20 protein-coding genes are annotated in these 24,890 nt (G+C 71.7%); 1 reads left to right on the top strand and 19 read right to left on the bottom strand.

All coding sequences use genetic code 11. The features are described from left to right. Positions 1–103: 103 nt before the first annotated feature. The 3 genes from K7396_RS26825 to K7396_RS26815 all read right to left on the bottom strand — a co-directional run bounded on the left by K7396_RS26825 (position 104) and on the right by K7396_RS26815 (position 2,592). Positions 104–1,045 (bottom strand): RluA family pseudouridine synthase, encoded by a 942-nt coding sequence (locus K7396_RS26825; RefSeq protein ID WP_086719992.1) that lies wholly within the window; start codon positions 1,043–1,045, stop codon positions 104–106. A gap of 84 nt (positions 1,046–1,129) precedes the next feature. Then, complete coding sequence (gene lspA, locus K7396_RS26820; protein ID WP_086719186.1) at positions 1,130–1,732, bottom strand: signal peptidase II; 603 nt, start codon at positions 1,730–1,732, stop codon at positions 1,130–1,132. Between the two features lie 122 nt (positions 1,733–1,854). Next, positions 1,855–2,592, bottom strand: coding sequence for a TraR/DksA family transcriptional regulator (locus K7396_RS26815; protein WP_086719187.1), 738 nt, complete (start codon positions 2,590–2,592; stop codon positions 1,855–1,857). A gap of 653 nt (positions 2,593–3,245) precedes the next feature. Here K7396_RS26815 and ileS point away from each other — a divergent pair. Continuing rightward, positions 3,246–6,389 carry an isoleucine--tRNA ligase gene (gene ileS / locus K7396_RS26810; protein ID WP_086719188.1) on the top strand — a complete coding sequence of 1,048 codons (3,144 nt, stop codon included), beginning with the start codon at positions 3,246–3,248 and terminating at the stop codon, positions 6,387–6,389. A gap of 166 nt (positions 6,390–6,555) precedes the next feature. Here ileS and K7396_RS26805 read toward each other — a convergent pair whose 3' ends face one another. The 16 genes from K7396_RS26805 to rsmH form a co-directional block, all read right to left on the bottom strand. Next, entirely contained in the window at positions 6,556–7,671 is a 1,116-nt protein-coding gene (locus K7396_RS26805) for a DivIVA domain-containing protein (protein WP_086719189.1), read from the bottom strand. A gap of 49 nt (positions 7,672–7,720) precedes the next feature. Continuing rightward, positions 7,721–8,014 carry a YggT family protein gene (locus tag K7396_RS26800; protein ID WP_086719190.1) on the bottom strand — a complete coding sequence of 98 codons (294 nt, stop codon included), beginning with the start codon at positions 8,012–8,014 and terminating at the stop codon, positions 7,721–7,723. 72 nt (positions 8,015–8,086) lie between these two features. Then, a complete protein-coding gene (locus tag K7396_RS26795) occupies positions 8,087–8,707 on the bottom strand; it encodes a cell division protein SepF (protein ID WP_086719191.1) in 621 nt (206 codons plus the stop codon). 123 nt (positions 8,708–8,830) lie between these two features. Further along, a complete protein-coding gene (locus K7396_RS26790; RefSeq protein ID WP_086719192.1) occupies positions 8,831–9,598 on the bottom strand; it encodes a YggS family pyridoxal phosphate-dependent enzyme in 768 nt (255 codons plus the stop codon). Then, complete coding sequence (gene pgeF / locus K7396_RS26785; RefSeq protein ID WP_086719193.1) at positions 9,550–10,314, bottom strand: peptidoglycan editing factor PgeF; 765 nt, start codon at positions 10,312–10,314, stop codon at positions 9,550–9,552. Before pgeF ends, K7396_RS26790 begins: the two co-directional genes overlap by 49 nt. Before the next feature lie 14 nt (positions 10,315–10,328). Further along, entirely contained in the window at positions 10,329–11,558 is a 1,230-nt protein-coding gene (gene ftsZ / locus K7396_RS26780; RefSeq protein WP_086719194.1) for a cell division protein FtsZ, read from the bottom strand. A gap of 282 nt (positions 11,559–11,840) precedes the next feature. Further along, the gene (locus tag K7396_RS26775; protein WP_086719195.1) at positions 11,841–12,656 is read right to left on the bottom strand and encodes a cell division protein FtsQ/DivIB; all 816 of its coding nucleotides are present in this window, start codon (positions 12,654–12,656) and stop codon (positions 11,841–11,843) included. Between the two features lie 23 nt (positions 12,657–12,679). Beyond that, the gene (gene murG, locus K7396_RS26770) at positions 12,680–13,771 is read right to left on the bottom strand and encodes an undecaprenyldiphospho-muramoylpentapeptide beta-N-acetylglucosaminyltransferase (RefSeq protein WP_086719196.1); all 1,092 of its coding nucleotides are present in this window, start codon (positions 13,769–13,771) and stop codon (positions 12,680–12,682) included. 6 nt (positions 13,772–13,777) lie between these two features. Next, entirely contained in the window at positions 13,778–15,124 is a 1,347-nt protein-coding gene (gene ftsW, locus K7396_RS26765) for a putative lipid II flippase FtsW (RefSeq protein ID WP_086719197.1), read from the bottom strand. 60 nt (positions 15,125–15,184) lie between these two features. Beyond that, positions 15,185–16,639 carry a UDP-N-acetylmuramoyl-L-alanine--D-glutamate ligase gene (gene murD, locus K7396_RS26760; protein ID WP_086719198.1) on the bottom strand — a complete coding sequence of 485 codons (1,455 nt, stop codon included), beginning with the start codon at positions 16,637–16,639 and terminating at the stop codon, positions 15,185–15,187. Then, complete coding sequence (mraY, locus tag K7396_RS26755; RefSeq protein ID WP_086719201.1) at positions 16,636–17,700, bottom strand: phospho-N-acetylmuramoyl-pentapeptide-transferase; 1,065 nt, start codon at positions 17,698–17,700, stop codon at positions 16,636–16,638. The genes murD and mraY overlap by 4 nt, the downstream gene beginning before the upstream one ends. A 5-nt stretch (positions 17,701–17,705) precedes the next feature. After that, positions 17,706–19,157 (bottom strand): UDP-N-acetylmuramoyl-tripeptide--D-alanyl-D-alanine ligase, encoded by a 1,452-nt coding sequence (locus K7396_RS26750; RefSeq protein ID WP_086719199.1) that lies wholly within the window; start codon positions 19,155–19,157, stop codon positions 17,706–17,708. A gap of 62 nt (positions 19,158–19,219) precedes the next feature. Further along, complete coding sequence (locus K7396_RS26745; RefSeq protein WP_373866979.1) at positions 19,220–21,025, bottom strand: UDP-N-acetylmuramoyl-L-alanyl-D-glutamate--2,6-diaminopimelate ligase; 1,806 nt, start codon at positions 21,023–21,025, stop codon at positions 19,220–19,222. An 18-nt stretch (positions 21,026–21,043) separates the two neighbouring features. Further along, positions 21,044–23,035: a peptidoglycan D,D-transpeptidase FtsI family protein gene (locus K7396_RS26740; RefSeq protein WP_152105244.1), complete on the bottom strand. Its 1,992-nt coding sequence runs from the start codon at positions 23,033–23,035 to the stop codon at positions 21,044–21,046. A 7-nt stretch (positions 23,036–23,042) separates the two neighbouring features. Continuing rightward, the gene (locus K7396_RS26735; RefSeq protein WP_152105243.1) at positions 23,043–23,591 is read right to left on the bottom strand and encodes a septum formation initiator family protein; all 549 of its coding nucleotides are present in this window, start codon (positions 23,589–23,591) and stop codon (positions 23,043–23,045) included. Next, positions 23,588–24,556, bottom strand: coding sequence for a 16S rRNA (cytosine(1402)-N(4))-methyltransferase RsmH (rsmH, locus tag K7396_RS26730; RefSeq protein WP_152105242.1), 969 nt, complete (start codon positions 24,554–24,556; stop codon positions 23,588–23,590). The genes K7396_RS26735 and rsmH overlap by 4 nt, the downstream gene beginning before the upstream one ends. Positions 24,557–24,890 lie beyond the last annotated feature (334 nt).

The following is a 24,890-nucleotide window of genomic DNA, read 5'->3' as shown; positions in this document are numbered from 1 at the left end:
GGTGTCGGCGCTCCGGGGTCGGATTCGATCACTTGCCGACCCCAGCGTGCCACGTCACCGGCCCTTGCCCGCCGTGTCGCCTCCCGCCCGGGTGCCCGCCGCGTCAGCTGCTCTCGTCGCGGACCGTGTCCAGGGCGCGCTGCAGGTCGTCCGGGTAGGCGCTCTCGAACTCGACCCAGCGGCCGTCCGAGGGGTGCTCGAAGCCCAGCCGCATGGCGTGCAGCCACTGCCGGGTGAGGCCGAGGCGCTTGGCGAGGGTGGGGTCGGCGCCGTAGGTGAGGTCGCCGACGCAGGGGTGGCGGTGCGCGGACATGTGCACCCGGATCTGGTGGGTGCGGCCGGTCTCCAGCTTGATGTCGAGCAGGCTGGCCGCGCGGAACGCCTCGATCAGGTCGTAGTGCGTGACGGACGGCTTGCCCTCGGCCGTCACCGCCCACTTGTAGTCGTGCTGGGGGTGCCGGCCGATGGGGGCGTCGATGGTGCCGCTCATCGGGTCCGGGTGGCCCTGGACCAGGGCGTGGTAGCGCTTGTCGACGGTGCGCTCGCGGAACTGCTGCTTGAGCAGGGTGTAGGCGCGCTCGGACTTGGCGACCACCATCAGGCCGGAGGTGCCGACGTCGAGGCGGTGCACGATGCCCTGGCGCTCGGCGGCACCGGAGGTGGAGATGCGGAAGCCGGCCGCGGCCAGGCCGCCGATGACGGTGGTTCCCGTCCAGCCGGGGCTGGGGTGCGCGGCGACGCCGACGGGCTTGACGATCACGACGATGTCGTCGTCGTCATGCACGATCTCCATGCCCTCGACGGGCTCGGCGACGATCTCCACGGGCGGCGCGGCCTGCGGCATCTCGACCTCCAGCCAGGCGCCGCCGCTGACCCGCTCGGACTTCATCACCTCGGAGCCGTCGACCCGGACCTTGCCGGCGGCGGCGAGTTCGGCCGCCTTCGTACGGGAGAAGCCGAACATCCGGGCCAGCGCGGCGTCGACGCGCTCGCCCTCCAGACCGTCCGGTACGGGCAGGGTGCGGATCTCGGGAATGGTGCTCACCCCACGAGTATGGCAGTCGCACCCCAGTGCCCTGCCCACCACCCGAAACCGGCCCCCGCCCCGGCCCACCCCGCCACGGGGTGCTCAGTCCTTGTGTACGGTCCCGTCCGGATCAAGCCCCCGGAAGGACAGGATCACGATCAGGATGCCGCCGCAGACGATCCCGGAGTCGGCGAGGTTGAAGACCGCGAAGTGCGCCGGGGCGATGAAGTCGACCACCGCGCCCTCGAAGACCCCCGGCGAGCGGAACAGCCGGTCGGTGAGGTTGCCGAAGGCGCCGCCGAGCAGCAGCCCGAGCGCGATCGCCCAGGGCAGGCTGTAGAGCTTGCGGGCGATCCGGGCGATCACCACGATCACCGCCACCGCGATCAGCGTGAGGAAGATCGTCAGCGCCTCGCCCATGCTGAACGCGGCACCGCGGTTGCGGATCACGGTGAACTGCAGCAGCGTCCCGATGACCTGGACGGGCTCGTGGTGCTCCAGCTTCGCGACCACCAGCAGCTTGCTGCCCAGGTCGAGGAGGTAGACGAGGAGAGCGACCAGCAGCAGTGCGGTGATCCGCCGCTTGCCGCGGCCGGTGCCCGCTTCCGACGCCACCGCTCCTCCCCCCTCGGATTCCGCGGTGGAATCCGCTCCGGTTCCCCGCTCGGGTTCCGGCGTGCCGGTGATGCGTTCCGCCTCTGCCACGTGTGAGTCCCTCAGCCCGTTGTGTCCCCGGCCGGGCCGTGCCCGGCTGAACCACGAGAGTACGGCACACACCTGCGGTGCCGGGCGGTTCGGGTGCCGCTCACGACAAACCGCCGGCGGCCTCAGCGGCGCTCCTGCTTCTGTTTGCACTCCACGCAGAGCGTCGCACGCGGGAAGGCCTGCATCCGCGCCTTCCCGATGGGGTTGCCGCAGTTCTCGCAGAGCCCGTAGGTGCCCGCGTCCAGCCGGCCGAGGGCCCGCTCGGTCTGGTGGAGCATCTCGCGGGCGTTGGAGGCGAGCGCCAGCTCGTGCTCGCGGGTGATGTTCTTGGTGCCGGTGTCGGCCTCGTCGTCGCCCGCTCCGTCGCCGGAGTCGCGCATCAGCCCGGCGATGGCGTCCTCGGCGGAGACGATCTCCAGGCGCAGCCGCGTCGTCTCCTCCATCAGCTCGGTCCGCGCCGCGGCGACCTCGTCGGGCGTCCACGGGTCCTCGCCCGGCCGTACGGCGAGCTCCCCCGGCGCCGCGGCCACCCGGGCCATGGGCACCGCGGAGTCATCGCCGTGGGCCTTGGCCGTCGCGGCCGCAGTCTTCTTCGCCACCACCGTCTTGGCTCCCGTCTTCTTCGCGGGCACCGCGGCCTTCTCGGCCGGAGCCTTCTTCGCGGTCTTCTTCGCCGTCTTCTTGGCGGCCGTCTTCTTCGCAGCCGTCTTCTTCGCCGTCGTCTTCGCGGCCGTCTTCTTGGCCGCGGCCTTCTTCGGAGTTGTCTTCTTCGGTGCTGTCTTCTTCGGTGCAGGCTGCTTCGCCGCGGCCTCGTCGGCAGGCGTCGTGCTCTGCTCCGCGGCGGTCTTCTTCGCCACCATGGCCGCGACCCCTTCACCTATGTGACTTTGTTCGCGAATCGTGACGGGAACGATAAATCGCCGCACGCCACGCGGCAACGGGACGCACCGCCCTCCCCGGGCCCGCCACCCGGCCCCGGCGTCCGTTCTGCCTCGTTCGTGCCCCGCTCCCCGGCCGGTGAATCCGCCCGCCCGCGCGGTACCCGCCGGAGCGCCATTCGGGTCACCGCGCACCCTCGGGCCGGGCGGGCGGACAGCGGTCGGAACATGGCACGGTACGGCGCCCGGGACACCCTCGTACGGTGCCCCGGGGCCGTCCCCTCCCCCGGTCGCCGAAATCCGGTCGGCCGTTGTCGGCCCGGCCCCGTACACTGGGCCGAGCGAGAGGCATTGACGGGACGAGTAGCGCCGTACGCAGCCAGCAGCGACCCGGGGACGGTGGGAGCCCGGGGGTGTGCACGACGCGAAAATCACCCCGGAGCCGCCGGAAGAAAGCTTTGGACAGTGGGCCCCGCCCACGGGCCTCGGGCCGCCCAGGGCGATTAGAACCGGCAGCGCGACCCCAATGAGGGGGCGGTGCAGCGGCACCGCCAAGGAGGGTGGTACCGCGGGAGCGCAGGCTCTCGTCCCTCCGGACGGAGAACGCAGCAGGTGTCCGCCGGAGGAAGCCCCCGATGAGTCCGCAGCCCCAGTACCGCCAGGTACCCGCCCAGGTAGACCTCCCCGCCCTCGAGCACGCCGTGCTCGAGTTCTGGCAGGAGCAGAAGGTCTTCGCCCGCACCCTCCAGCAGTCCGAGGGCCGGCCCGAGTGGGTCTTCTACGAGGGCCCCCCGACCGCCAACGGCATGCCCGGCGCGCACCACATCGAGGCGCGCGTCTTCAAGGACGTCTTCCCCCGGTTCCGCACGATGCAGGGCTACCACGTCGACCGCAAGGCCGGCTGGGACTGCCACGGCCTCCCGGTCGAGCTGGCCGTGGAGAAGGAGCTGGGCTTCAGCGGCAAGAAGGACATCGAGGCGTACGGCATCGCCGAGTTCAACGCCAAGTGCCGCGAGTCGGTGACCCGCCACACCGACGCCTTCGCCGAGCTCACGACCCGTATGGGCTACTGGACCGACCTGGACGCCCCGTACCGCACGATGGACCCCGACTACATCGAGTCGGTGTGGTGGTCGCTGAAGGAGATCTTCTCCAAGGGCCTGCTGGTCCAGGACCACCGTGTCGCCCCCTGGTGCCCGCGCTGCGGCACCGGCCTGTCGGACCACGAGCTGGCGCAGGGCTACGAGAACGTCGTCGACCCCTCGGTCTTCGTCCGCCTCCCGCTGACCTCCGGCCCGCTGGCCGGCCGGGCCGCGCTGCTCATCTGGACGACCACCCCCTGGACCCTGGTCTCCAACACCGCCGTCGCCGCCCACCCCGACGTCACCTACGTCGTCGCCACCGACGGCAGCGAGCGGCTGGTCGTCGCCGAGCCGCTGCTGGAGAAGGCCCTCGGCGAGGGCTGGACCGCCACCGGCGAGTCCTTCACCGGCCGCGAGATGGAGCGCTGGGCCTACGAGCGCCCCTTCGACCTCGTCGAGCTGGACGGCGCCAACATCGTCGTCAACGCCGAGTACGTCACCACCGACGACGGCACCGGCCTCGTCCACCAGGCCCCGGCCTTCGGTGAGGACGACCTCAGGACCTGCAAGGCGTACGGCCTGCCGGTGATCAACCCGGTCCGCCCGGACGGCACGTTCGAGGAGGAACTCCGCCTGGTGGGCGGCCAGTTCTTCAAGAAGGCCGACGAGACACTGGTCGCCGACCTCGACGCCCGCGGCCTGCTCTTCCGCCACCTCGCCTACGAGCACAGCTACCCGCACTGCTGGCGCTGCCACACCGCGCTGCTCTACTACGCCCAGCCGTCGTGGTACATCCGCACCACCGCGGTCAAGGACGCCCTGCTGCGGGAGAACGAGAACACCAACTGGTTCCCCGAGTCGGTCAAGCACGGCCGCTTCGGCGACTGGCTCACCAACAACATCGACTGGGCGCTGTCCCGCAACCGCTACTGGGGCACCCCGCTGCCCCTCTGGCGCTGCGAGGAGGGCCACCTCACCTGCGTCGGGTCGCTCGCCGAGCTCACCGAGCTGACCGGCACCGACCAGTCCGGCCTGGACCCGCACCGCCCGTACATCGACGCGGTCACCTTCACCTGCTCCCACGAGGGCTGCACACTCACCGCCACCCGCGTCCCCGAGGTCATCGACGCCTGGTACGACTCCGGCTCGATGCCGTTCGCACAGTGGGGCTACCCGTACCGCAACAAGGAGCTGTTCGAGAAGCGCTACCCGGCGCAGTTCATCTCCGAGGCCATCGACCAGACCCGCGGCTGGTTCTACACGCTGATGGCGGTCGGCACCCTCGTCTTCGACAAGTCCTCGTACGAGAACGTGGTCTGCCTCGGTCACATCCTCGCCGAGGACGGCCGGAAGATGTCCAAGCACCTGGGCAACACCCTCCAGCCGATCCCGCTCATGGACCAGCACGGCGCCGACGCGGTCCGCTGGTTCATGGCCGCCGGCGGCTCCCCCTGGGCCGCGCGCCGGGTCGGCCACGGCACCATCCAGGAAGTCGTCCGCAAGACCCTGCTGACGTACTGGAACACCGTCGCCTTCCAGGCGCTGTACGCCCGTACGTCCGGCTGGGCGCCGTCCGCGGCCGACCCGGCCCCGGCCGACCGCCCGCTGCTGGACCGCTGGCTGCTCGGCGAGCTGAACACCCTGGTCGAGCAGGTCACCGAGTCCCTGGAGGCGTTCGACACCCAGCGGGCCGGCAAGCTGCTGTCGACTTTCGTCGACGACCTCTCCAACTGGTATGTCCGCCGCTCCCGCCGCCGCTTCTGGCAGGGCGACGCCGCCGCGCTGCGCACCCTCCACGAGGTCATCGAGACCGTCACCCGCCTCATGGCCCCGATCACCCCGTTCATCACCGAACGGGTCTGGCAGGACCTGGTCGTCCCGGTCGCCCCGGAGGCCCCGGGGTCGGTGCACCTCTCCAGTTGGCCGGCCCCCGACCGCGCGCTCATCGACCCGGCGCTGTCCGGCCAGATGCAGCTGGTGCGGCGGCTGGTCGAGCTGGGCCGCGCCACCCGCGCCGAGTCGGGGGTGAAGACCCGCCAGCCGCTGTCCCGTGCGCTGGTGGCGGCCCACGGCTTCGCCGGCCTGCCCGAGGACCTGCGCGCGCAGATCACCGAGGAGCTCAACGTCAGCTCGCTGGCCTCGCTGTCCGAGGTGGGCGGCTCGCTCGTCGACACCACCGCGAAGGCGAACTTCCGTGCCCTCGGCAAGCGGTTCGGCAAGGGCGTCCAGGCGGTCGCCAAGGCCGTCGCCGCCGCGGACGCCGCGGCCCTCTCGCTCGCGCTGCGCGACGGCACGGCGAGTGTCGAGGTCGACGGCGAGACCGTCTCGCTCGCGCCCGACGAGGTGATCATCACCGAGACCCCGCGCGAGGGCTGGTCGGTGGCCTCCGACGCCGGCGCCACGGTCGCCCTCGACCTGGAGATCACCCCGGAGCTGCGGCGGGCGGGCCTGGCCCGGGACGCGATCCGGCTGATCCAGGAGGCCCGCAAGAACAGCGGCCTGGACGTCGCCGACCGCATCGCGCTGCGCTGGCGGTCCACCGACGAGGAGGTCCGCACGGCACTGGCCGACCACGCCGGCCTGATCGCCGACGAGGTCCTCGCCGACGACTTCGCCCCCGGCGAGGGCGACGGAACCTACGGCTCCGCGTTCACCGACGAGAGCCTGTCCCTGACGTTCCAGCTGCGCAAGGCGTAGTCACCACGTCCCCCGAAGCCCCCCGGCGCAGCCCGCGCCGGGGGGCTTCGCCGTCCCGCCGACACCGCACGCCCCCGCGGACAGGTACACACAAAAGGGCCGGGCCCCGAAGGAATGTTCCCTCGGGGCCCGGCCCTGATTGCCGACGATGCGCGCTACGCGGACGTCAGTTGTCGTCCTCGTCGATGAGGAAGCCGCGCATCGGCGACGGCGTCTGCTGCATCGGCTGCGGGCTCTGCGGCCGCACCGGAGCCATCGGCTGGGTCATCGCCGGCGACATCTGCTGCTGACCGCCGCCGTAGGACGGACCACCGTTGGACTGACCGGCCATGGAGTGGTTGCCGCCCATCTGCTGGCCGCCACCCATGGTGTGGTTGCCGCCCATGGTGCCGGCACCGGCCGACGCCATCGACGGGGACGGCGGCAGCGAAGCGGTCGCCGGGGTCCGCGGCGGGGCCAGCGAGTCGTCGGCCTGGTTCTCCAGCTGACGCAGCTGGCTCTCCAGGTACGACTTCAGCCGCGTGCGGTACTCGCGCTCGAAGCCGCGCAGGTCCTCGACCTTGCGCTCCAGCGTCGCGCGGGCCGACTCCAGCGAGCCCATCGCCACGCGGTGCTTCTCCTGCGCGTCCCGCTCCAGCGCGTCGGCCTTGGCGCGGGCGTCCCGCTCCAGGCCCTCGGCACGGCTGCGCGCCTCGCCGACGATCTTGTTGGCCTCGGAACGGGCCTCCGCGATCGCCTGGTCGGCGGTCTGCTGTGCCAGCGACAGCACGCGCGCGGCGCTGTCACCGCCGGGGCCGCCCTGCTGAGCGGCCTGCGGCAGCTGCGGTCCGCCGGGGCCGCCCATCGGGCCGCCCATCGGACCGCCGGGACCCATCGGACCGGGGCCGTGCGGGCCCTGCGGGCCGGGGCCGTGGCCACCGGGACCAGGAGGCAGCTGAGGTGCTCCACCGGGCAGTTGGGGAGGTCCACCCATCCCCTGCTGCTGCGGCGGCACCGGCTGCGGACCGGATATGGCGGCGGGCACCGGAGCCCCGGGCCGCTGCTGCTGCTGGTCCTGCTGCTGGTCGGGTCCCTTGCGCAGTCCCTGCTGCTGCTGGTTCTGCGCCGCGGCGCGGGTGGCGGCGGCCAGCTTGGCGCGAAGGTCCTCGTTCTCCCGCAGGAGCCGGGTCAGTTCGGCTTCGACCTCATCGAGGAAGGCATCGACCTCGTCCTCGTCATAGCCTTCTCGGAGGCGGACGGTCGTGAACTGCTTGTTCCGCACGTCCTCGGGGGTCAACGGCATCTCTACTTCACCTCAACGTAGTCGTCGGCAATCGGCAAGACCGTATCGTTCACACCAACAACACCGACCTCACGACGGTGATCAGGATGTACACGATGATCATCAATACGAAGAAGGACAGGTCGAGCGCCACGCCCCCGAGACGCAGCGGCGGAATTACCCGCCGCAGAAGCTTGAGTGGCGGATCAGTGACAGTGTAGGCGGCCTCAAGAATGACCACCATCGCCTTGCCGGGTTGCCATGAACGGGCGAACTGGAAGACATAGTCCATCACCAGCCGGAAGATCAACACGATCAGGTAGCAGGAGAGCGCGATGTAGATCACCTGACCAAAGACACTCATCTCGCGCTGTCCCTCTCCCCTTGCCTTGCTCCTGTGTTGGCCTCACGGCCGCGGTGTGCCCGGTGGTGCGTCTCAGCTCTGGTTGAAGAACCCGCCCTCTGCGATGCGGGCCTTGTCCTCCGCCGTGACATCGACGTTAGCAGGCGACAACAGGAACACCTTCTGCGTCACCCGCTCGATGCTGCCGTGAAGACCAAACACCAAACCGGCCGCAAAGTCGACAAGTCGCTTCGCGTCGGTGTCGTCCATCTCCGTGAGATTCATGATCACCGGAGTGCCCTCACGGAAGTGTTCCCCGATGGTACGGGCTTCGTTGTAGGTCCGCGGGTGCAGCGTGGTGATGCGGTAGGGCTCCCGCTCGGACACAACCTTGGGCATGATCACCGGTGCGTTCTTCTCCAGATTTGGACGTTCGGGTGTGATGGATGCCACGGGGGCGATTCGCGCGGGTCGTCCGTTTTCCGCGGTGAGCGGGGCCGGTTCACGTTGCGCCGGAGGTGTCACGGCGCGGACGGGTTCCTCCCTTTCGGGGGGAATTTCGGCCTGCACTGGGTGCTGTTGACGCCGCCCCCGGTCGGGCTCCGGATCAAGCTCGGGCTCGAACTCGTCATCGGGGTCGAACCCCCGGCCGTCGTACCCATCGTCCTCCACGAGGCCGAGGTAGACCGCCATCTTGCGCATCGCGCCGGCCATTCTCTGCGTCCTCCGCTCTGTGGTGGATCGGCTCCGTCACCAGGGGCCTTGGATCCACGCGGCCTGCCCGCTTTTTGCGGTAATGACCATATTTTGTGCTGTGGTCCGACTTGCTTGGCGACGTTACCGGAGCCGTGGTCGGACTCCGAGTACCGCAGTGCCGACGCGCACATGTGTCGCCCCGGCCGCCACGGCCTCTTCGAGGTCCGCGCTCATGCCTGCGGACACCATGGTGGCAGCAGGATGAGCCGCGCGCAGGTCGGATGAGATTTCCATGAGCCGCTCGAAAGCGGCGAGTTCACGTCCCGCGTAGGGCCCGGCAAGCGGCGCGACGGTCATCACACCGTCCAGCCGCAGACCTTGGGCCCCGGCGACCGCCTCGGCGAGCGCCTCGACCCCGTCGGGCGCCACCCCGCCGCGCTCGCCCCGCTCGCCCGCCTCCGCGTCGAGCGCCACCTGGATCAGGCACCCCAGTTCGCGCCCGGCACGCACCGCCTCCTTGGAGAGCGCGGTGACGAGCCGGGCCCGGTCGACCGATTGAACAATTCCGGCATAACCGGCCACAGAGCGCACCTTGTTCGTCTGCAGTTGACCGACGAAGTGCCAAGTAAGCGGCACATCAGCACATTCCGCGGCCTTGGGTGCCGCCTCCTGGTCGCGGTTCTCCGCGACCTGCCGCACCCCGAGCTCCGCGAGCAACCGGACGTCGCTCGCCGGGTAGGTCTTGGTGACCACGATCAGGGTCACCTCGTCGCGCGCCCGGCCGGCCCGGGCGCAGGCGGCGGAGATACGTTCCTCCACCCGGTCCAGGTTCTCGGCCAGTTGCGTCTTGCGGTCGTCCGTCACAGCTCGGCCTCCCCCAGCCGCGGGCCGGGGGTCTCCCCGAGCCATACATAGCTCGCGAGCCGTCCCGTCGTACGGTCGCGCCGGTAAGAGAAATGGTCGGCGGATTCGCGAGTGCAGATGTGGGAATCGTCACGCACCGGTACGCCCGCCGCGGCGAGTTGGGCCCGCACACCTGCGGTGACGTCCACCGCGGGAGTACCCCAACGGGTCGTCGCACGGGCCTCGGGCACCACCGCGGCGACATCGGACCGCATCGCCTCGGGCACCTCGTAGCACCGTCCGCAGATCGCCGGTCCGGTGTGCGCGACGATCCGCTCCGGCACCGCCCCCCGCTTCACCATGGCCTCGACGACCGCCGGGACGACCCCGGCGACCAGACCGGGCCGGCCGGCGTGCGCGGCCCCCGCGATCCCGGCGACCGGATCGGCCAGCAGGACCGGGGTGCAGTCGGCGGTCAGCACGGCGAGCGCGAGCCCCCGGCGGTCCGTCACCACCGCGTCGACCCCGGGGACCTCGTCGCCGTGCCACGGTCCGTCGACCACCGCGACGTCCCGGCCGTGCACCTGGTTCATCCAGACCACCGCGGCCGGGTCGAGACCGAGTTCCGCGGCGGCCCGCGCACGGTTGGCGCGTACCGCCCGCGGGTCGTCGCCGACCGCGCCGCCCAGGTTGAGCTGATCGTACGGAGCGGCGCTCACCCCGCCCCACCTGTCGGTGAAGGCGAAGTGCGCGCCGCTCTCGTGGTGCTGTTGCCCTATCACTTCGGTGCTTTACGTCACTTCAGGAAGTCGGGGACGTCGAGTTCCTCGGCCGCGGAGTCCGAGTACGGACGGGCCGGGGGAACCTGCGGCGTGCTCGCCGGGGACGAGGGGACCTCGCCCAGCGCCGGGGACTCGGCCGGGGCCGGCTCCTCGTCGCGCACGGGCACCGCACCCAGTCCGCCGAAGGACGACGAACGCGGCTCCGGCGGGGTGGCCGGACGGCTCGGGGCCGGGGCGGCCGGCTCCTCGCGCTTCGGGGACGACAGTGCCGACTGGGCGTCGCGGCGGGCCGGCGGCTGGCCGCCGTCGAAGCCCGCGGCGATGACCGTCACCCGCACCTCGTCGCCCAGCGCGTCGTCGATGACCGCACCGAAGATGATGTTGGCTTCCGGGTGCGCGGCCTCGCTGACCAGCTGGGCGGCCTCGTTGATCTCGAAGAGACCGAGGTCGGAGCCGCCGGAGATGGAGAGCAGCACCCCGCGGGCGCCGTCGATGGAGGCCTCCAGGAGCGGCGAGGAGATCGCCATCTCCGCCGCCGCCACCGCGCGGTCGTCGCCGCGTGCCGAGCCGATCCCCATGAGTGCGGAACCGGCCTCCGACATCACGGACTTGACGTCGGCGAAGTCGAGGTTGATCAGACCCGGTGTGGTGATCAGGTCGGTGATGCCCTGGACACCCGACAGCAGCACCTGGTCCGCGGACTTGAACGCGTCGAGCACGCTCACCTGGCGGTCCGAGATGGACAGCAGCCGGTCGTTGGGGATCACGATGAGGGTGTCGACCTCTTCGCGCAGCTGCGCGATGCCGTCCTCGGCCTGGTTGGCGCGGCGGCGGCCCTCGAAGGTGAACGGCCGGGTGACCACGCCGATCGTCAGGGCGCCCAGCGAGCGGGCGATGTTGGCGACGACGGGTGCGCCGCCGGTGCCGGTGCCGCCGCCCTCGCCCGCGGTCACGAAGACCATGTCGGCCCCCTTGAGGACCTCCTCGATCTCCTCGCGGTGGTCCTCGGCCGCCTTCCGACCCACATCCGGGTTGGCGCCGGCGCCGAGTCCGCGCGTCATTTCGCGGCCGACGTCGAGCTTGACGTCGGCGTCGCTCATCAGCAGCGCCTGCGCATCGGTGTTGATCGCGATGAACTCGACGCCCTTGAGCCCGACCTCGATCATCCGGTTGATGGCGTTCACGCCACCGCCGCCGATGCCGACGACCTTGATGACTGCGAGGTAGTTCTGCGGTGCTGCCACGTCGAAGGCCTCTCGCCTCGAGTTACGTGTCGTCGCCGCACGTGCGTGTGGACGCCGACTGATGCCGATGGGACGGTTCGTATCGCCGACCCGAACCCTAACGTTGAAGTTTAGGGTTACCTGTGCCTGTGTTCCTTGGTTCCAAAGTCCCTTTGGAACGAGACACTAAGTCGACAAGGCGCGCGCGTTCAACGAACACGCCGAACCTCCCGTTTTTCTTTTCACCCTATGTGATCACCCATAGTCGTAGCCATCCAGGGTGCTGGCCCGCGCCCGCGGGCGTCAACTCCCGGACACCGCAGGGGCACTGGGGACCGAGACGTCGAAGTGGCGCCCGTCGTGCGCCGCTTTCAGCAGCGCGGTCAGCACCTTTGCCTTTTCGGCGCCCTCTTCGCGGCTGCCCCACGCGACCGTGCGGCCGCCGGTCAGTTCGAGGGTGACGGCGTCGTAGGACCGTACACGGACCTTGCGCAGGTCCGTACGCACCGCCGGGGGAAGGTCCCGGGCGACCGTGACCGCCGCCCGTCGCAACCGGTCGATTCCGAACTGGTGCAGACTCGGGGAGTCGGATGCGGTCATTTCCAGAAGCGGAACGCCCCGGGGGGCGGCGCTGACGGTGGCGAACCGGACGCCCTCGGCGTCCACTTCGACGAACCTTCCGCCCGCCCGCATCAGCAGTTCCGGCTTCCTTTCGGTCACTTTCAGACCGATCGTGTGCGGCCAGGACCGCTCGACGTCAACGGTCTTGAGGCGCGGCAGCCGTGCGCGCAGCCGGCGCGCGAGCGCGTCCGTGTCCACGGAGGCCAGCGGCTCGTTCATCGGGGCGTGCGCCGCCGCGACGACCTCATGCGGCGTCAGCACGGCGGTGCCGGTGGCCCTGACGCGTTCCAGCCGCAGCCAGTTCGAGGCGTAGAGGACCCAGACGCCGAACGCGCCGAGCAGCGCCGCGGTGACCAGGATGATGATCAGACCACGGCGGCCCGGCGCGCGAAGGGGAATGCGCGCCCGCCACGACCCCGGTGCGCGGGGTGGCGCGGCGGAGGACGGGCCGGACGGTGACTTCTTCTCGCCGCGTCGGGCGGTTGCCGGTCCGGCCACGCTCCCCTGCCTTCTCTCGTGCGCTACTTGTCGCGCTGCGCGATCGCCTCGTACACCATGCCGACCAGCAGCTCGTCGGCGTCCCTGCGGCCGAACTCGGAGGCCGCGCGGGACATCTCGTACAGCCGGTGCGGATCGGCCAGGACGGGGAGCACGCTGTTCTGCACCCAGTCCGGGGTCAGCTGGGCGTCGTCGACCAGCAGGCCCCCGCCGGCGTTGACCAGCGGCTGGGCGTTGAGCCGCTGCTCGCCGTTGCCGATGGGCAGCGGGACGAACGCGGCCGGCAGCCCGACGGCGGACAACTCGGCGACGGTCATCGCGCCCGCGCGGCAGAGCATCATGTCGGCCGCGGCGTACGCGAGATCCATCCGGTCCACGTACGGTACCGGGACATAGGGGGGCATCCCGGGCATGTTGTCCACGTGCGGCAGTTCGTTCTTCGGGCCGACCGCGTGCAGCACCTGGATGCCGGCGCGCTGGAGGACCGGCACGGCGGCCTGGATGACCTCGTTCAGCCGGCGGGCACCCTGCGAACCACCGGACACCAGCAGGGTCGGGAGGTTGGGGTCGAGGCCGAAGGTCGCGCGCGCCTCGGGGCGGACCGCGGCGCGGTCCAGGGTGGCGATGGTGCGGCGCAGCGGGATGCCGACGTAGCGGGCGCCGCGCAGCTTGCTGTCGGGGGTGCTGACGGCGACGAACTTGGCGTACCGCGACCCGATCTTGTTGGCCAGGCCGGGGCGGGCGTTGGCCTCGTGGACGATGATCGGCACGCCGAGGCGCTTGGCGGCGAGGTAGCCGGGCAGCGCCACATAGCCGCCGAAGCCGACGACACAGTCCGCCTTCGTGCGCTCCAGGATCTGCTCGGCGGCCTTGATCGTGCCGCGCAGCCGCCCGGGGACGGTGATCAGTTCGGGCGTGGGCTTGCGCGGCAGCGGTACGGCGGGGATGAGACCCAGCTCATAGCCGCGTTCCGGGACGAGCCGGGTCTCCAGGCCCTTCTCCGTACCGAGTGCCGTGATCCCCACGGTGGGGTCCTGCCTCCGCAGTGCGTCCGCGAGGGCGAGCGCGGGCTCGATGTGGCCGGCGGTCCCCCCACCGGCGAGTACGACATGCACCGAAATTCACCGCTCTCCGGACGGCCGCTTCTTGACGCGCCGTCTCATCGTCTTCCATCTCACCCCGGCCGGTCTCCTTCCGGATACCGGCCTCCGCGCCGACCGTGCCGACAACGCCGCCCGTGCGGCGGGCTCGTCACGCGCGAAGGCGATCAGCAGCCCGACGGCGAACATCGTCGGCAGCAGGGCGGAGCCTCCGTAGGAGAACAGCGGGAGCGGGACACCGGCGATCGGCAACAGGCCGAGCACCGCACCGATGTTGATCACGGCCTGGGCCGTGATCCAGGTGGTCACGCCTCCCGCGGCGTACCGTACGAAGGGGTCCTCCGTGCGTCCGGCCACGCGGATACCCGCATAGCCTAGAGCCGCGAAGAGGGCGAGCACCGACAGCGTCCCCGCCAGACCCAGTTCCTCCCCCGTGATGGCGAAGATGAAGTCGGTGTGCGGTTCGGGGAGTTCTCCCCATTTTTCCATACTCGCGCCGAGGCCCGAACCGAAGAATCCGCCGGAGGCCAGGGCGTAGATGCCGTGCACGGCCTGCCAGCACTGGTCGCCGGGCCCCGGGTCGGTCGCGCCGATGCAGGCCAGCCGGGACATCCGGTTGGCGCTGGTCTTGATCAGCAGCGCCCCGATCAGGGTGGCGCCGCCCAGCACCCCCACGAACAGCCGGGTCGGTGCTCCGGCCAGCCACAGCAGTCCGAAGAGGATCGCCGTGAGAATGATCGCGGTGCCCATGTCGCCGCCGAGCATGATCAGCCCGAGCAGCAGGAAGGCCACCGGGATCAGCGGCACCAGCAGGTGCTTCCACTGCACCAGCAGCCTCTTGTCCTGTTTGCGGGCCAGCAGGTCGGCGCCCCACAGCACCAGCGCGAGCTTGCCGAACTCGCTCGGTTGCATCTGGAAAGGCCCGCCGAGGTTGATCCAGTTCTGGTTGCCGTTGACCGCGACCCCTATGCCCGGGATCTGCACCAGGCACATCAGGAACACCGACACGGCGAGCAGCGGGTAGGCCAGTGTGCGGTGCAGCCGTACCGTCATCCGGGAGGCGGCGAGCAGCAGCCCGCCGCCCAGGACGGCGGCGAGCAGCTGCTTGCGGAAGAAGTACGTCGGGGCCAGGCCGGACTGCAGCGCCTTGATCTGGGACGCCGAGTAGACCATCACCAGCCCCAGGACGGTGATCAGCAGGCTGCCGCCGAGGATCAGGTAGTACGCGGTCAGCGGGCGGTCCCAGGCCCGTTTGAGGCGGGTGTGGAGCCCCCGGGGGCCGCCGGGGGCGCGGGCCGTGCGCGGCACGCGCACCGGGGACGGGCGGCCCGGACGCGACGGGGCCGGCTTCGCCGATCGGGCCGTCATCCTCGTGCCCTCCACAGGTGCGCGCGCCGCCGGCTGACGACGACGGCGGGGAGAAACGGTCTAGTGATCCCGTGCGGTCAGCTCGCCGACCGCGTCGGCGAAGGCCTCGCCCCGCTTGTTGTAATTGACGAACATGTCCATCGAGGCACAGGCCGGAGCCAGCAGGACGGTGTCGCCGGGCTCGGCCAGGCGGGCCGCTTCCCGGACCGCCTCGGACATCGCCCCAGTGTCGGTCCGGTCGAGGTCGACCACCGGCACATCGGGGGCGTGTCGCGCCAGGGCTTCGCGAATCAGCGCCCGATCGGCGCCGATCAGCACCGCGCCGCGCAGCCGGGCCGCCGACTTCTGCACCAGCTCGTCGAAGGTCGCGCCCTTGGCGAGGCCGCCGGCGATCCACACGATGTGCTCGTACGCCGCCAACGACGCCTCGGCGGCGTGGGTGTTGGTGGCCTTGGAGTCGTCGATGTAGGTGACGCCGCCCAGCTCGGCGACGTGCTGGATGCGGTGGGCGTCCGGGTGGAAGGCGCGCAGTCCGTCGCGGACGGCGGCGGGCCGGACGCCGAACGCACGGGCCAGCGCCGCCGCCGCGAGGGCGTTGGCGATGTTGTGCGGGGCGGGGGTCCCGGAGCCGGGCGCGATGTCGGAGACCTCGGCGAGTTCCTGGGCCTGCTGCTGCCGGTTCTCCACGAAGGCGCGGTCGACGAGGATGCCCTCGACGACGCCCAGTTGGGAGGGGCCCGGGGTGCCGAGGGTGAAGCCGATGGCGCGGCAGCCCTCCTCGACGTCGGCCTCGCGCACCAGGTCCTCGGTCGCCTTGTCGGCCGCGTTGTAGACGCAGGCGACGGTGTTGCCCTCGTAGATCCGGCCCTTGTCGGCGGCGTACGCCTGCATGGAGCCGTGCCAGTCGAGGTGGTCGGGCGCGAGGTTGAGGACCACGGCGGAGTGGGCGCGCAGCGACGGCGCCCAGTGCAGCTGGTAGCTGGAGAGCTCGACGGCGAGCACGTCGTAGGGCTGCGCGCCGTCCTGGCCCTGGCCGAGGACCACATCGATGATCGGGGTGCCGATGTTGCCGACGGCCGCGGTGTGCAGTCCTTCGGCGGCCAGGATCGAGGCCAGCATCCGGACCGTGGTCGTCTTGCCGTTGGTGCCGGTGACCCCGAGCCAGGCCGCGGCGTCGGGACCCCGCAGCCGCCAGGCGATCTCCACGTCGCCGACCACGTCCACCCCGGCCGCGGCGGCCGCCGCGAACAGCGGGCTGTCCGGCTTCCAGCCGGGCGAGGTGACGACGAGGTCGGTCCCCTCGGGGAGGGTCGCGCCGTCGCCGAGGCGGACCGTGATCTCCTCCGCCGCCAGCTCCCGCGCGGCGGCCCGCTGCTTCTCCCCGTCGCCGCCGTCCACGACGGTGACGCGGGCGCCGAGGCCGGCCAGCGCGCGGGCGGCACTGATGCCGCTCACGCCCAGGCCGGCGACGGTGATGTGCTGGCCGGCGAAGTCCGCCGGGCTCGGGGTGCTCACTTGGCCGCCTGCCAGCCGCCGTAGAAGATGCCGAGTCCGACGATCACGCACATGCCCTGGATGATCCAGAATCTGACCACCACCAGGACTTCCGACCACCCCTTGAGTTCGAAGTGGTGCTGGAGCGGCGCCATCCGGAAGACCCGCTTGCCGGTGAGCCGGAACGAGCCGACCTGGATGACCACCGACATGGTGATCAGGACGAAGAGGCCGCCGAGGATGGCCAGCAGCAGCTCCGTACGGGAGCAGATGGCCAGACCGGCCAGCGCGCCGCCCAGGGCCAGCGAACCGGTGTCGCCCATGAAGATCTTGGCGGGCGAGGTGTTCCACCACAGGAAGCCGAAGCAGGCGCCCATCAGCGCGGAGGCGACGACCGCGAGGTCGAGCGGATCGCGGACCTCGTAACAGGCGGGACCGGCGGTGATCTGGTTGGCGCACGACTCCTGGTGCTGCCAGATGCCGATGAAGGTGTACGCGCCGAAGACCATCACCGAGGCGCCGGTGGCGAGGCCGTCGAGGCCGTCGGTGAGGTTCACGCCGTTGGACATCGCCAGGATCATGAACAGCGCCCAGATCACGAAGATCACCGGGCCGATCTGCCAGCCGAAGTCCTGGGTGAAGGAGAGCCGGTCGGACGCCGGGGTCTGCCCGCGCAGGTCGGCGAACTGCAGCGAGAGCACCGCGAAGGCGATACCGACGATCAGCTGGCCGGCCATCTTCGCCTTGGCCCGCAGGCCCAGCGAACGCTGCTTGACGATCTTGATGTAGTCGTCGAGGAAGCCGACCAGGCCCATGCCCGCGAAGAGGAAGAGCACCAGTACGCCGGAGAAGCTCGGATCACTGGAGGTGATCACCTTCGTCACGGCGTAGGCGATGATCGTGGCCAGGATGAAGGAGATACCGCCCATGGTGGGCGTGCCCTTCTTGCTGCCGTGGGTCCGGGGGCCGTCATCGCGGATGAACTGCCCGTACCCCTTCTTGGCCAGCAGCTTGATCAGCAGCGGGGTACCGATCAGGGTCAGGAAGAGCCCGATCATTCCGGAGAAGAGGATCTGCTTCATCGAGTTCATCGGGACGCGACTCCGCCCTCGGCGCCCGCGGCGCCCAGCGTGCTTCCGTCGTCCAGCAATGCTGCGGCGACCCGCTCCAGCCCCACCGACCTGGACGCCTTCACCAGCACGACGTCTCCCGGTCGCAGCTCGCTGCGCAACAGGTCGACCGCCGCCCGCGCGTCGGACACGTGCACCGACTCCTCACCCCACGAACCCTCGTTCTTGGCGCCCATGTCGAGCCAGGCCGCTTCCCTGCCGCCGACTGCCACGAGCTTGCTGACGTTGAGCCGGACGACCAGGCGCCCGACCGCGTCGTGTTCGGCGAGCGCGTCCTCGCCGAGCTCGGCCATCTCACCGAGCACCGCCCACGTACGACCGCCCTTCGCCTTGGCGGCGGAGCCCATGGCGACCAGCGCACGCAGCGCCGCTCGCATGGACTCGGGATTCGCGTTGTAGGCGTCGTTGACGACCGTCACGCCGTCCGCGCGCTCGGTGACCTCCATCCGCCAGCGGGAGAGCGTGCCGGCTTCGGAGAGCGCGGTGGCGATCTCGTCTGCGGGCATGCCCAACTCATGGGCGACGGCGGCCGCGGCGAGCGCGTTCGACACGTGGTGCTCACCGTACAGCCGCATGGTCACATCGCTGCACCCGGAGGGTGTGTGAAGCGTGAAGGCGGGCTGTCCGGCCTCCGTGATCCGGACATTCTCGGCACGTACCGCGGCGTCCTCGGCCTCGCCGAACAGGATCGTCCGGGCACGGGTGCGGGGGACCATGGCACGCACGTACGGATCGTCGGCGTTGAGCACCGCGACCCCGCCGTCCTCGGCCGCCGGCAGCCCCTCGACGAGTTCGCCCTTGGCCAGGGCGATCTGCTCACGGCCGCCGAACTCGCCGATGTGCGCGCTGCCGACGTTCAGCACCACACCGATCCTCGGCGGGGTCAGCCCGGCGAGGTAGCGGATGTGGCCGACGCCGCGGGCGCCCATCTCCAGGACGAGGTGACGGGTCGTCTCATCGGCGCGCAGCGCGGTCAGCGGCAGCCCGATCTCGTTGTTGAGGTTGCCCTCCGGCCAGACCGTCGGGCCGGTGCGCTGCAGCAGCTGGGCGATCAGGTCCTTGGTGCTGGTCTTGCCGGCCGAGCCGGTCAGCCCGACGACGGTGGTGCCCAGCCGCTCGACCACGGCGCGGGCGAGCGCCCCGAGGGCCGCGACCACGTCGTCGACGACGATCGCGGGGACGCCGACGGGGCGGGCGGCCAGCACGGCCACCGCGCCCGCTTCGACGGCGCCCGGCGCGAAGTCGTGGCCGTCGGCGCGTTCACCGGCGAACGCCACGAACAGGGCGCCGGGACACACCGCGCGGGAGTCCGCCACGACCGGGCCGGTCACCCGGAGGCCGTCGTCCGGTATGTCGTACTGCCGGCCGCCGACGATGCTCGCGATCTCGGCGAGCGACAGGGAGATCACAGGTCACCCCCGGTACGGGGCGGGCGGTGACGGTAAAGGGGTTGTGCGCGCATGGCGGTGTGTCATCCCTGGTGGTTCGGCTGCGGTGACTGCTGCGACGGCGACGGCTTCAACGAGTCCTCGATGGCGCCGCGCAGCACCTGGCGGTCGTCGAAGGGGCGTACCACTCCGGCGATGTCCTGGCCCTGCTCATGGCCCTTGCCCGCGACGATCACGGTGTCGCCGGGCTCGGCGCGGGCGACGGCGGCGGCGATGGCGGTGGCCCGCTCCTCCTCGACCAGCACCGTGCCGCGCTCGTGCACGGGGACCTCGGCGGCGCCCGCCAGCATGGTGGCGAGGATCGCGAGCGGGTCCTCGCCGCGCGGGTTGTCGGAGGTCAGGATGGCGGTGTCGGCGAGCCGGGCGACCGCGGCACCCATCGGGCCGCGCTTGTGCGGGTCGCGGTCGCCGCCACAGCCGAGGACGGCGTGCAGCTTGCCGTCGGTGACCTTGCGCAGCGCGCGCAGAACCGATTCGACGGCGTCGGTCTTGTGGGCGTAGTCGACGACCGCCAGGTACGGCTGGCCGGCGTCGATGCGCTCCAGGCGGCCGGGGACCCCGGGCACCGCGGCGACGCCGTCGGCCGCGGTCCGCGCGTCGATGCCGGCGACGACCAGCGAGACGATCGCGGCGAGCGCGTTGGCGACGTTGAACGGGCCGGCGATCGGCGAGGCGGCGCGCAGGGTCAGGCCGTCCGGGCCGTGCACGGTGAAGGTCGAGCCGAGCGCGCCGACCTCGACGTCCGAGGCCCGCCAGTCGGCGTCCGGGTGGCCCTCGGCGGAGAAGGTGGTGACCGGGACCTCGGACTCGCCCTCGGCCAGCCGCTTGCCGTACTCGTCGTCGAGGTTGACGACGCCGGCCCGGCTGCGGGCCTTGGTGAACAGCTGGGCCTTGGCCTGGAAGTAGTCCTCCATCCCGGAGTGGAACTCCATGTGCTCCGGGCTGAGGTTGTTGAAGATCGCGACGTCGAAGACGCAGCCGTCGACCCGGCCGAGGACCAGGGCGTGGCTGGAGACCTCCATGGCGACGGCGCGCACGCCGCGCTCGCGCATCACCGCGAACAGCGCCTGCAGGTCGGTGGCCTCGGGGGTGGTGCGCTCGGACTTGATGCGCTCGTCGCCGATACGGGTCTCGACGGTGCCGATCAGCCCGGTGAGTCCCCCGTCGGTGCGCTTCGCGGCGGCCGCCCGCAGCCCGCCCTCGATGAGGTAGGCGGTGGTGGTCTTGCCGGAGGTGCCGGTGATGCCGATCTGGAGGAGGTCCTCGCCCGGCGCCCCGTAGATCGAGACGGCCAGGGCGCCCATCCGGGCGCGCGGGTTCTCGACGACGAGGGCCGGCAGGCCGGTGGCCGCGGCGCGCTCGGCGCCCGTCGGGTCGGTCAGGATCGCCGCGGCGCCGAGGTCGGCGGCCTGGGCGACGAAGTCGGCGCCGTGCAGACGGGCGCCGGGCAGCGCGGCGTAGACGTCGCCGGGGCGGACCGCCCGGGAGTCATGGGTGATGCCGGTGACCATCACTGGCTGCGCGGCGTCAGCCGCTCCGGTGGAGCCGGTGCCTGCACCGGGGTGGCCGGGATCCGGGGCGGGGCATCCCAGCTGCTCGGCGAGGTCCGCCAGGGGGGTGGGGCGGACCGTTTCAGGGCGTGGCGCTCCCGGGTAGGTGCCGGGCCCACCCTTCTCGGCGTGCTGGGCTTTCGGGGACTGATCAGCGTGTGACACGGCGGTGAGCGTACCGGGCACCACCGGCCCGGGGCGAAGTGAGGGCCGTGGGGAGGAGCAGTTCCCCGGGACGGGGGTGCCGTCGGGGGTGCCGTCGGGAGTGATGGTCGTCACGGCGGGATTGCCTCGATTTCATTGGCCTGGCGTGAAGGTGACCGGCAGCCGCGGGGGCCCCGCGCCGGTCGGCGGGACCTGGAGGGTTTTCAGCGCGAAGGCCATGACCTGCTGGTAGATCGGGCCACAGACCTGGCCGCCGAAGTAGCTGCCCGAGGTGGGGTTCTGCACGGCGCAGTAGACCGTGATGCGGGGCTTGTCGGCGGGTGCGAAGCCGGCGAAGGACGCGGTGTAGCCGTGGTAGCGGCCGGTTTTGGGGTCCACCCGGTTGGACGTCCCGGTTTTGCCCCCGACGCGGTAGCCGTCGATCTTCGCCTTCGCCCCGGTGCCCTCCTCGTCGTCGACCACCGACTCCAGCATGGTGGCCAGGGTGCGCGCGGTCTTCGGGCCGACCACGCGGTTCCGCTCGGGCTCGGGCGCCGGTGTGTAGTGGCCGCCGGGTCCGGTGCTGCCGCGGACCAGCGTGGGGGCGATGCGCTCGCCGCCGTTGGCGATCGTGGAGTAGACGGAGGCGGCCTGTACGGCGTTGAGGGACAGCCCCTGGCCGAACGGGATGGTGAACTGCTGCGAGGTGTTCCAGTCCTGCGGCTTGGCCAGGATGCCGTCGGTCTCCCCGGGGAAGCCGAGCCCGGTCGGCTTCCCGATGCCGAACTTCCGCAGGTACGAGTAGAGGACCTGGTTGGCCCGGGGCTGGGTCCTGCCGAGCTGGCCGGCGGCGAGGATCGTGCCGATGTTGCTGGACTTGGCGAGCACGCCGTTGAGCGTGAGGTGCCAGGTGGCGTGGTCGACGTCGTCGGCGAACAGCCGGTCGCCGCGGTGCAGCCGGTTGGGCACGGTGACGCGGGTGCCCGCCGTGGCGACACCCTCCTCCAGGACGGCGGCCATCGACATCAGCTTGCTGGTGGACCCCGGCTCGAAGGCGTCGGACAGCGCGGCGTTGCCCAGCGCCTCCGGATCGGCCTTCGACACCTCGTTGGGGTCAAAGCCGGGCGCGTTGGCGAGCGCCAGGATCTCTCCGGTACGGGTGTCCTGGACGACGACGTAGCCGCGGTCGGCGTTCGACCTGGCGACCTGCTCGGTGATGGCCTGCTGGGCCGCCCACTGGATGTCGCGGTCGAGGGTCAGCTCGACGTCGCTGCCGGGCACGGCGGGGTGTTCCTGGGTGTCGGCGGTGGGCACCCGCCGGCCGCCGGACTGGGCGTAGACGAGCTTGCCGTCCTTGCCCTCCAGCTGCTTGTCCAGCAGCGCCTCCAGGCCGCCGCCGCCCTTGCCGGCGCCGTTGACGAAGCCGAGGACGCCGGAGGCGAGGTCCTTGTTCGGGTAGAGGCGCTTGCTGTGCTTGTCGGCGAAGATCCCGACGAGGACGTCGGGGCGGGGCGCGCTCTTGGGGGCGGCCGCCGCCTTGGCGTCGAGGCCGGCGCGCAGGTCCTTGATCCGCTTCCAGACCTGCGGGGTGCGCTGCCGGGCGAGCAGGACGTAGCGCGCCTTGGGCTGGTCGAGCTTGGCGGCGAGGGTGGCCTTGTCCTCGCCGAGGATCGGGGCGAGCAGCGCGGCGGCCCGCTGCGGGGCGTCGTCGATCTTGGTCTTGGCGGGCGCCAGCAGGCTCGGGTCGGCGGTGATGTCGTACGCGTCGACGGTGGTGGCGAGGTCCACGCCGTTGCGGTCGGTGATCGCGCCGCGCTCGGCGGCCAGCTTGACCGGCACATAGCGGTTCTCGTTGGCCTTGGCGGCGAACGCCCCGGCGTCCACGGCCTGCACCTGGAAGAGGCGGACGACGAAGACCAGCATCACCAGCGTCAGCGCGAGGGAGACCAGCCGCAGCCGGGGGCGCGGGCTGCCCAGGCGCAGCGCCTGCGGCCCGGAGCGGGGACGGGCGGGGCGGCGGGCGGGCGGCCGGGGGCCGGGACGGGGTGCGGGGCGCCGGGCCTGCGGGCGTCCGGCGCGGCCGCCGGCCTGGCCGCCGCGCTGGGCCGGGCGCGGCACCCGGCGGGGATCCCTGGGCTCGGTCATGCCGCCATCACCTGCCGGAGGTCGTCGGGGAGGGGCCGGCCTGGGCCGCCGGTGCGGCGCCGTCCGGGGCCGGTGCGCCGGCGAGGTCCCGGACCGGCGGGAGGGGCGGGGCGGACGGGGGCCGGTGGCCCCTCGCGCCCGGCGCCGACGGCTCGGCGGAGGTGCTCAGCGGCGCGCCCTGCGACGTGGCCGCGCCCGTCCGGCCGCGGACGGTGCCGTCCGGGAGCAGGAACGCGGGGCTGCCGCCGGGCACCATGCCCAGCCGGCGGGCCCGCCGCTCCAGCGCGCCCGGGGCGGAGTACGCGTCCACCTCCTGCTGCAGCGCCTGCTGCTCGTCGGTCAGCTCGTCGGTCTTCTTCTCCAGCTTGCTGAGCTCGAACGACCCCTGGTTAAGAGCGGAGTTGAGCAGCAGCAGGGTGATCAGCCCGGAGCCGAGCAGGACGACGATGAGGACCACGAAGGGCGTGCGCGCCGCGGTGCCGGCGGATCCGCCGCCGGAGGGGAGCAGCGCGGTCAGGCGTTTTTGTCTGCCGCGCGGCCTCCCCTGGGCTTTCATGCGGTGTCCTCGACGTTCTCGCGGATGCGCTCCGCGCCGCGCAGCCGGGCGGGGGCCGCGCGGCGGTTCTCGGCGACCTCCTCCTCCGTGGGGAGTTCGGCGCCGCGGGTGAGCAGCTTGAGCCGGGGCTGGTAGCGCTCGGGGACGACCGGGAGCCCGGCGGGCGCCGTGTTGGCGGCGCCGGCCGCGAAGACCTGCTTGACCAGCCGGTCCTCCAGCGACTGGTAGGAGAGCACGGCGATCCGGCCGCCCACTGCGAGCGCCCGCACGGCGGCCGGGATCGCCCGCTCGACACTCGCCAGCTCGCCGTTGACCTCGATGCGCAGCGCCTGGAACGTGCGCTTGGCGGGGTTGCCGCCGGTGCGCTTGGCGGCCTGCGGCAGCGCGTCACGGATCAGCTCGACCAGCCGCCCGCTGTTGGTGAACGGCTCCTTCGCGCGCTCGCGGACGACGGCCTCGACGATCCGCTTGGCCTGTTTCTCCTCCCCGTAGGCCCGCAGGATCCGGACCAGCTCACCGGGCGCGTAGGTGTTGAGGACCTCCGCGGCGCTGATGCCGGTCGTCTGGTCCATCCGCATGTCCAGCGGGGCGTCCTGCGCGTACGCGAAGCCGCGGTCGGCCTCGTCGAGCTGCATGGAGGACACCCCGAGGTCGAACAGGACGCCCTGCACACGCGGGGTGCCGAGACGGTCGAGGACCTCGGGGAGCTCGTCGTAGACGGCGTGCACCAGGGTGGCGCGGTCCCCGTACGGGGCGAGCCGCTCCCCCGCGAGCTTCAGGGCCGAGGGGTCGCGGTCGAGGGCGATCAGCCGGGCCGCCGGGAAGGTGGCCAGCAGTGCCTCGCTGTGCCCGCCGAGGCCGAGCGTGCAGTCGACGACGACCGCGCCGGGCTCCGCGAGAGCGGGGGCGAGCATGTCCAGACACCTCTGGAGCATGACGGGGACGTGGCGAGTGCTGTTGGTCATGCGACGGCCCCGCTGCGCTCGGCCCGCCTGCGGGCGGCGGGCGCGCACCGCTTCCTGATTCGCTCGCTACGCTGGCTCATGTGCCTTCCGATGGGCTGGGCGGCAGGTGGGGCCCCGGCCGCTGGCTGGGGGATGCCGCACGTACCGCTTGGTCCCCGCCCGCTCTGAAGGGGAAGTGGCCCTCCGGCGACGGGGAAGTGACGTCGGAAGACCCTGGGAGCGGGAGGAGGCCGAGCCGTACGTACGATGCGCGCACGCGAGGATTCCGGTATCCAAGGAGAGCGTCACGCCTCCCACTTCGCGCCACTTTAGTCCACCGCCCGCCCCGGTCAAT

The organism is Streptomyces angustmyceticus (assembly GCF_019933235.1).
Classification (GTDB): domain Bacteria; phylum Actinomycetota; class Actinomycetes; order Streptomycetales; family Streptomycetaceae; genus Streptomyces; species Streptomyces angustmyceticus.
Note: the sequence above shows the minus strand (reverse complement) of the source record. Positions and strands in the feature narration are given on the sequence as shown.

Coding starts and splice junctions, on each gene's coding strand:
- K7396_RS26815 (WP_086719187.1), bottom strand. CDS start 2,592: ATGGTGGCGAAGAAGACCGCCGCGGAGCAGAGCACGACGCCTGCCGAC.
- ileS (WP_086719188.1), top strand. CDS start 3,246: ATGAGTCCGCAGCCCCAGTACCGCCAGGTACCCGCCCAGGTAGACCTC.
- K7396_RS26805 (WP_086719189.1), bottom strand. CDS start 7,671: ATGCCGTTGACCCCCGAGGACGTGCGGAACAAGCAGTTCACGACCGTC.
- K7396_RS26800 (WP_086719190.1), bottom strand. CDS start 8,014: ATGAGTGTCTTTGGTCAGGTGATCTACATCGCGCTCTCCTGCTACCTG.
- K7396_RS26795 (WP_086719191.1), bottom strand. CDS start 8,707: ATGGCCGGCGCGATGCGCAAGATGGCGGTCTACCTCGGCCTCGTGGAG.
- K7396_RS26790 (WP_086719192.1), bottom strand. CDS start 9,598: ATGGCTCGGGGAGACCCCCGGCCCGCGGCTGGGGGAGGCCGAGCTGTG.
- ftsW (WP_086719197.1), bottom strand. CDS start 15,124: ATGACGGCCCGATCGGCGAAGCCGGCCCCGTCGCGTCCGGGCCGCCCG.
- mraY (WP_086719201.1), bottom strand. CDS start 17,700: ATGAAGCAGATCCTCTTCTCCGGAATGATCGGGCTCTTCCTGACCCTG.
- K7396_RS26740 (WP_152105244.1), bottom strand. CDS start 23,035: ATGACCGAGCCCAGGGATCCCCGCCGGGTGCCGCGCCCGGCCCAGCGC.
- K7396_RS26735 (WP_152105243.1), bottom strand. CDS start 23,591: ATGAAAGCCCAGGGGAGGCCGCGCGGCAGACAAAAACGCCTGACCGCG.
- rsmH (WP_152105242.1), bottom strand. CDS start 24,556: ATGACCAACAGCACTCGCCACGTCCCCGTCATGCTCCAGAGGTGTCTG.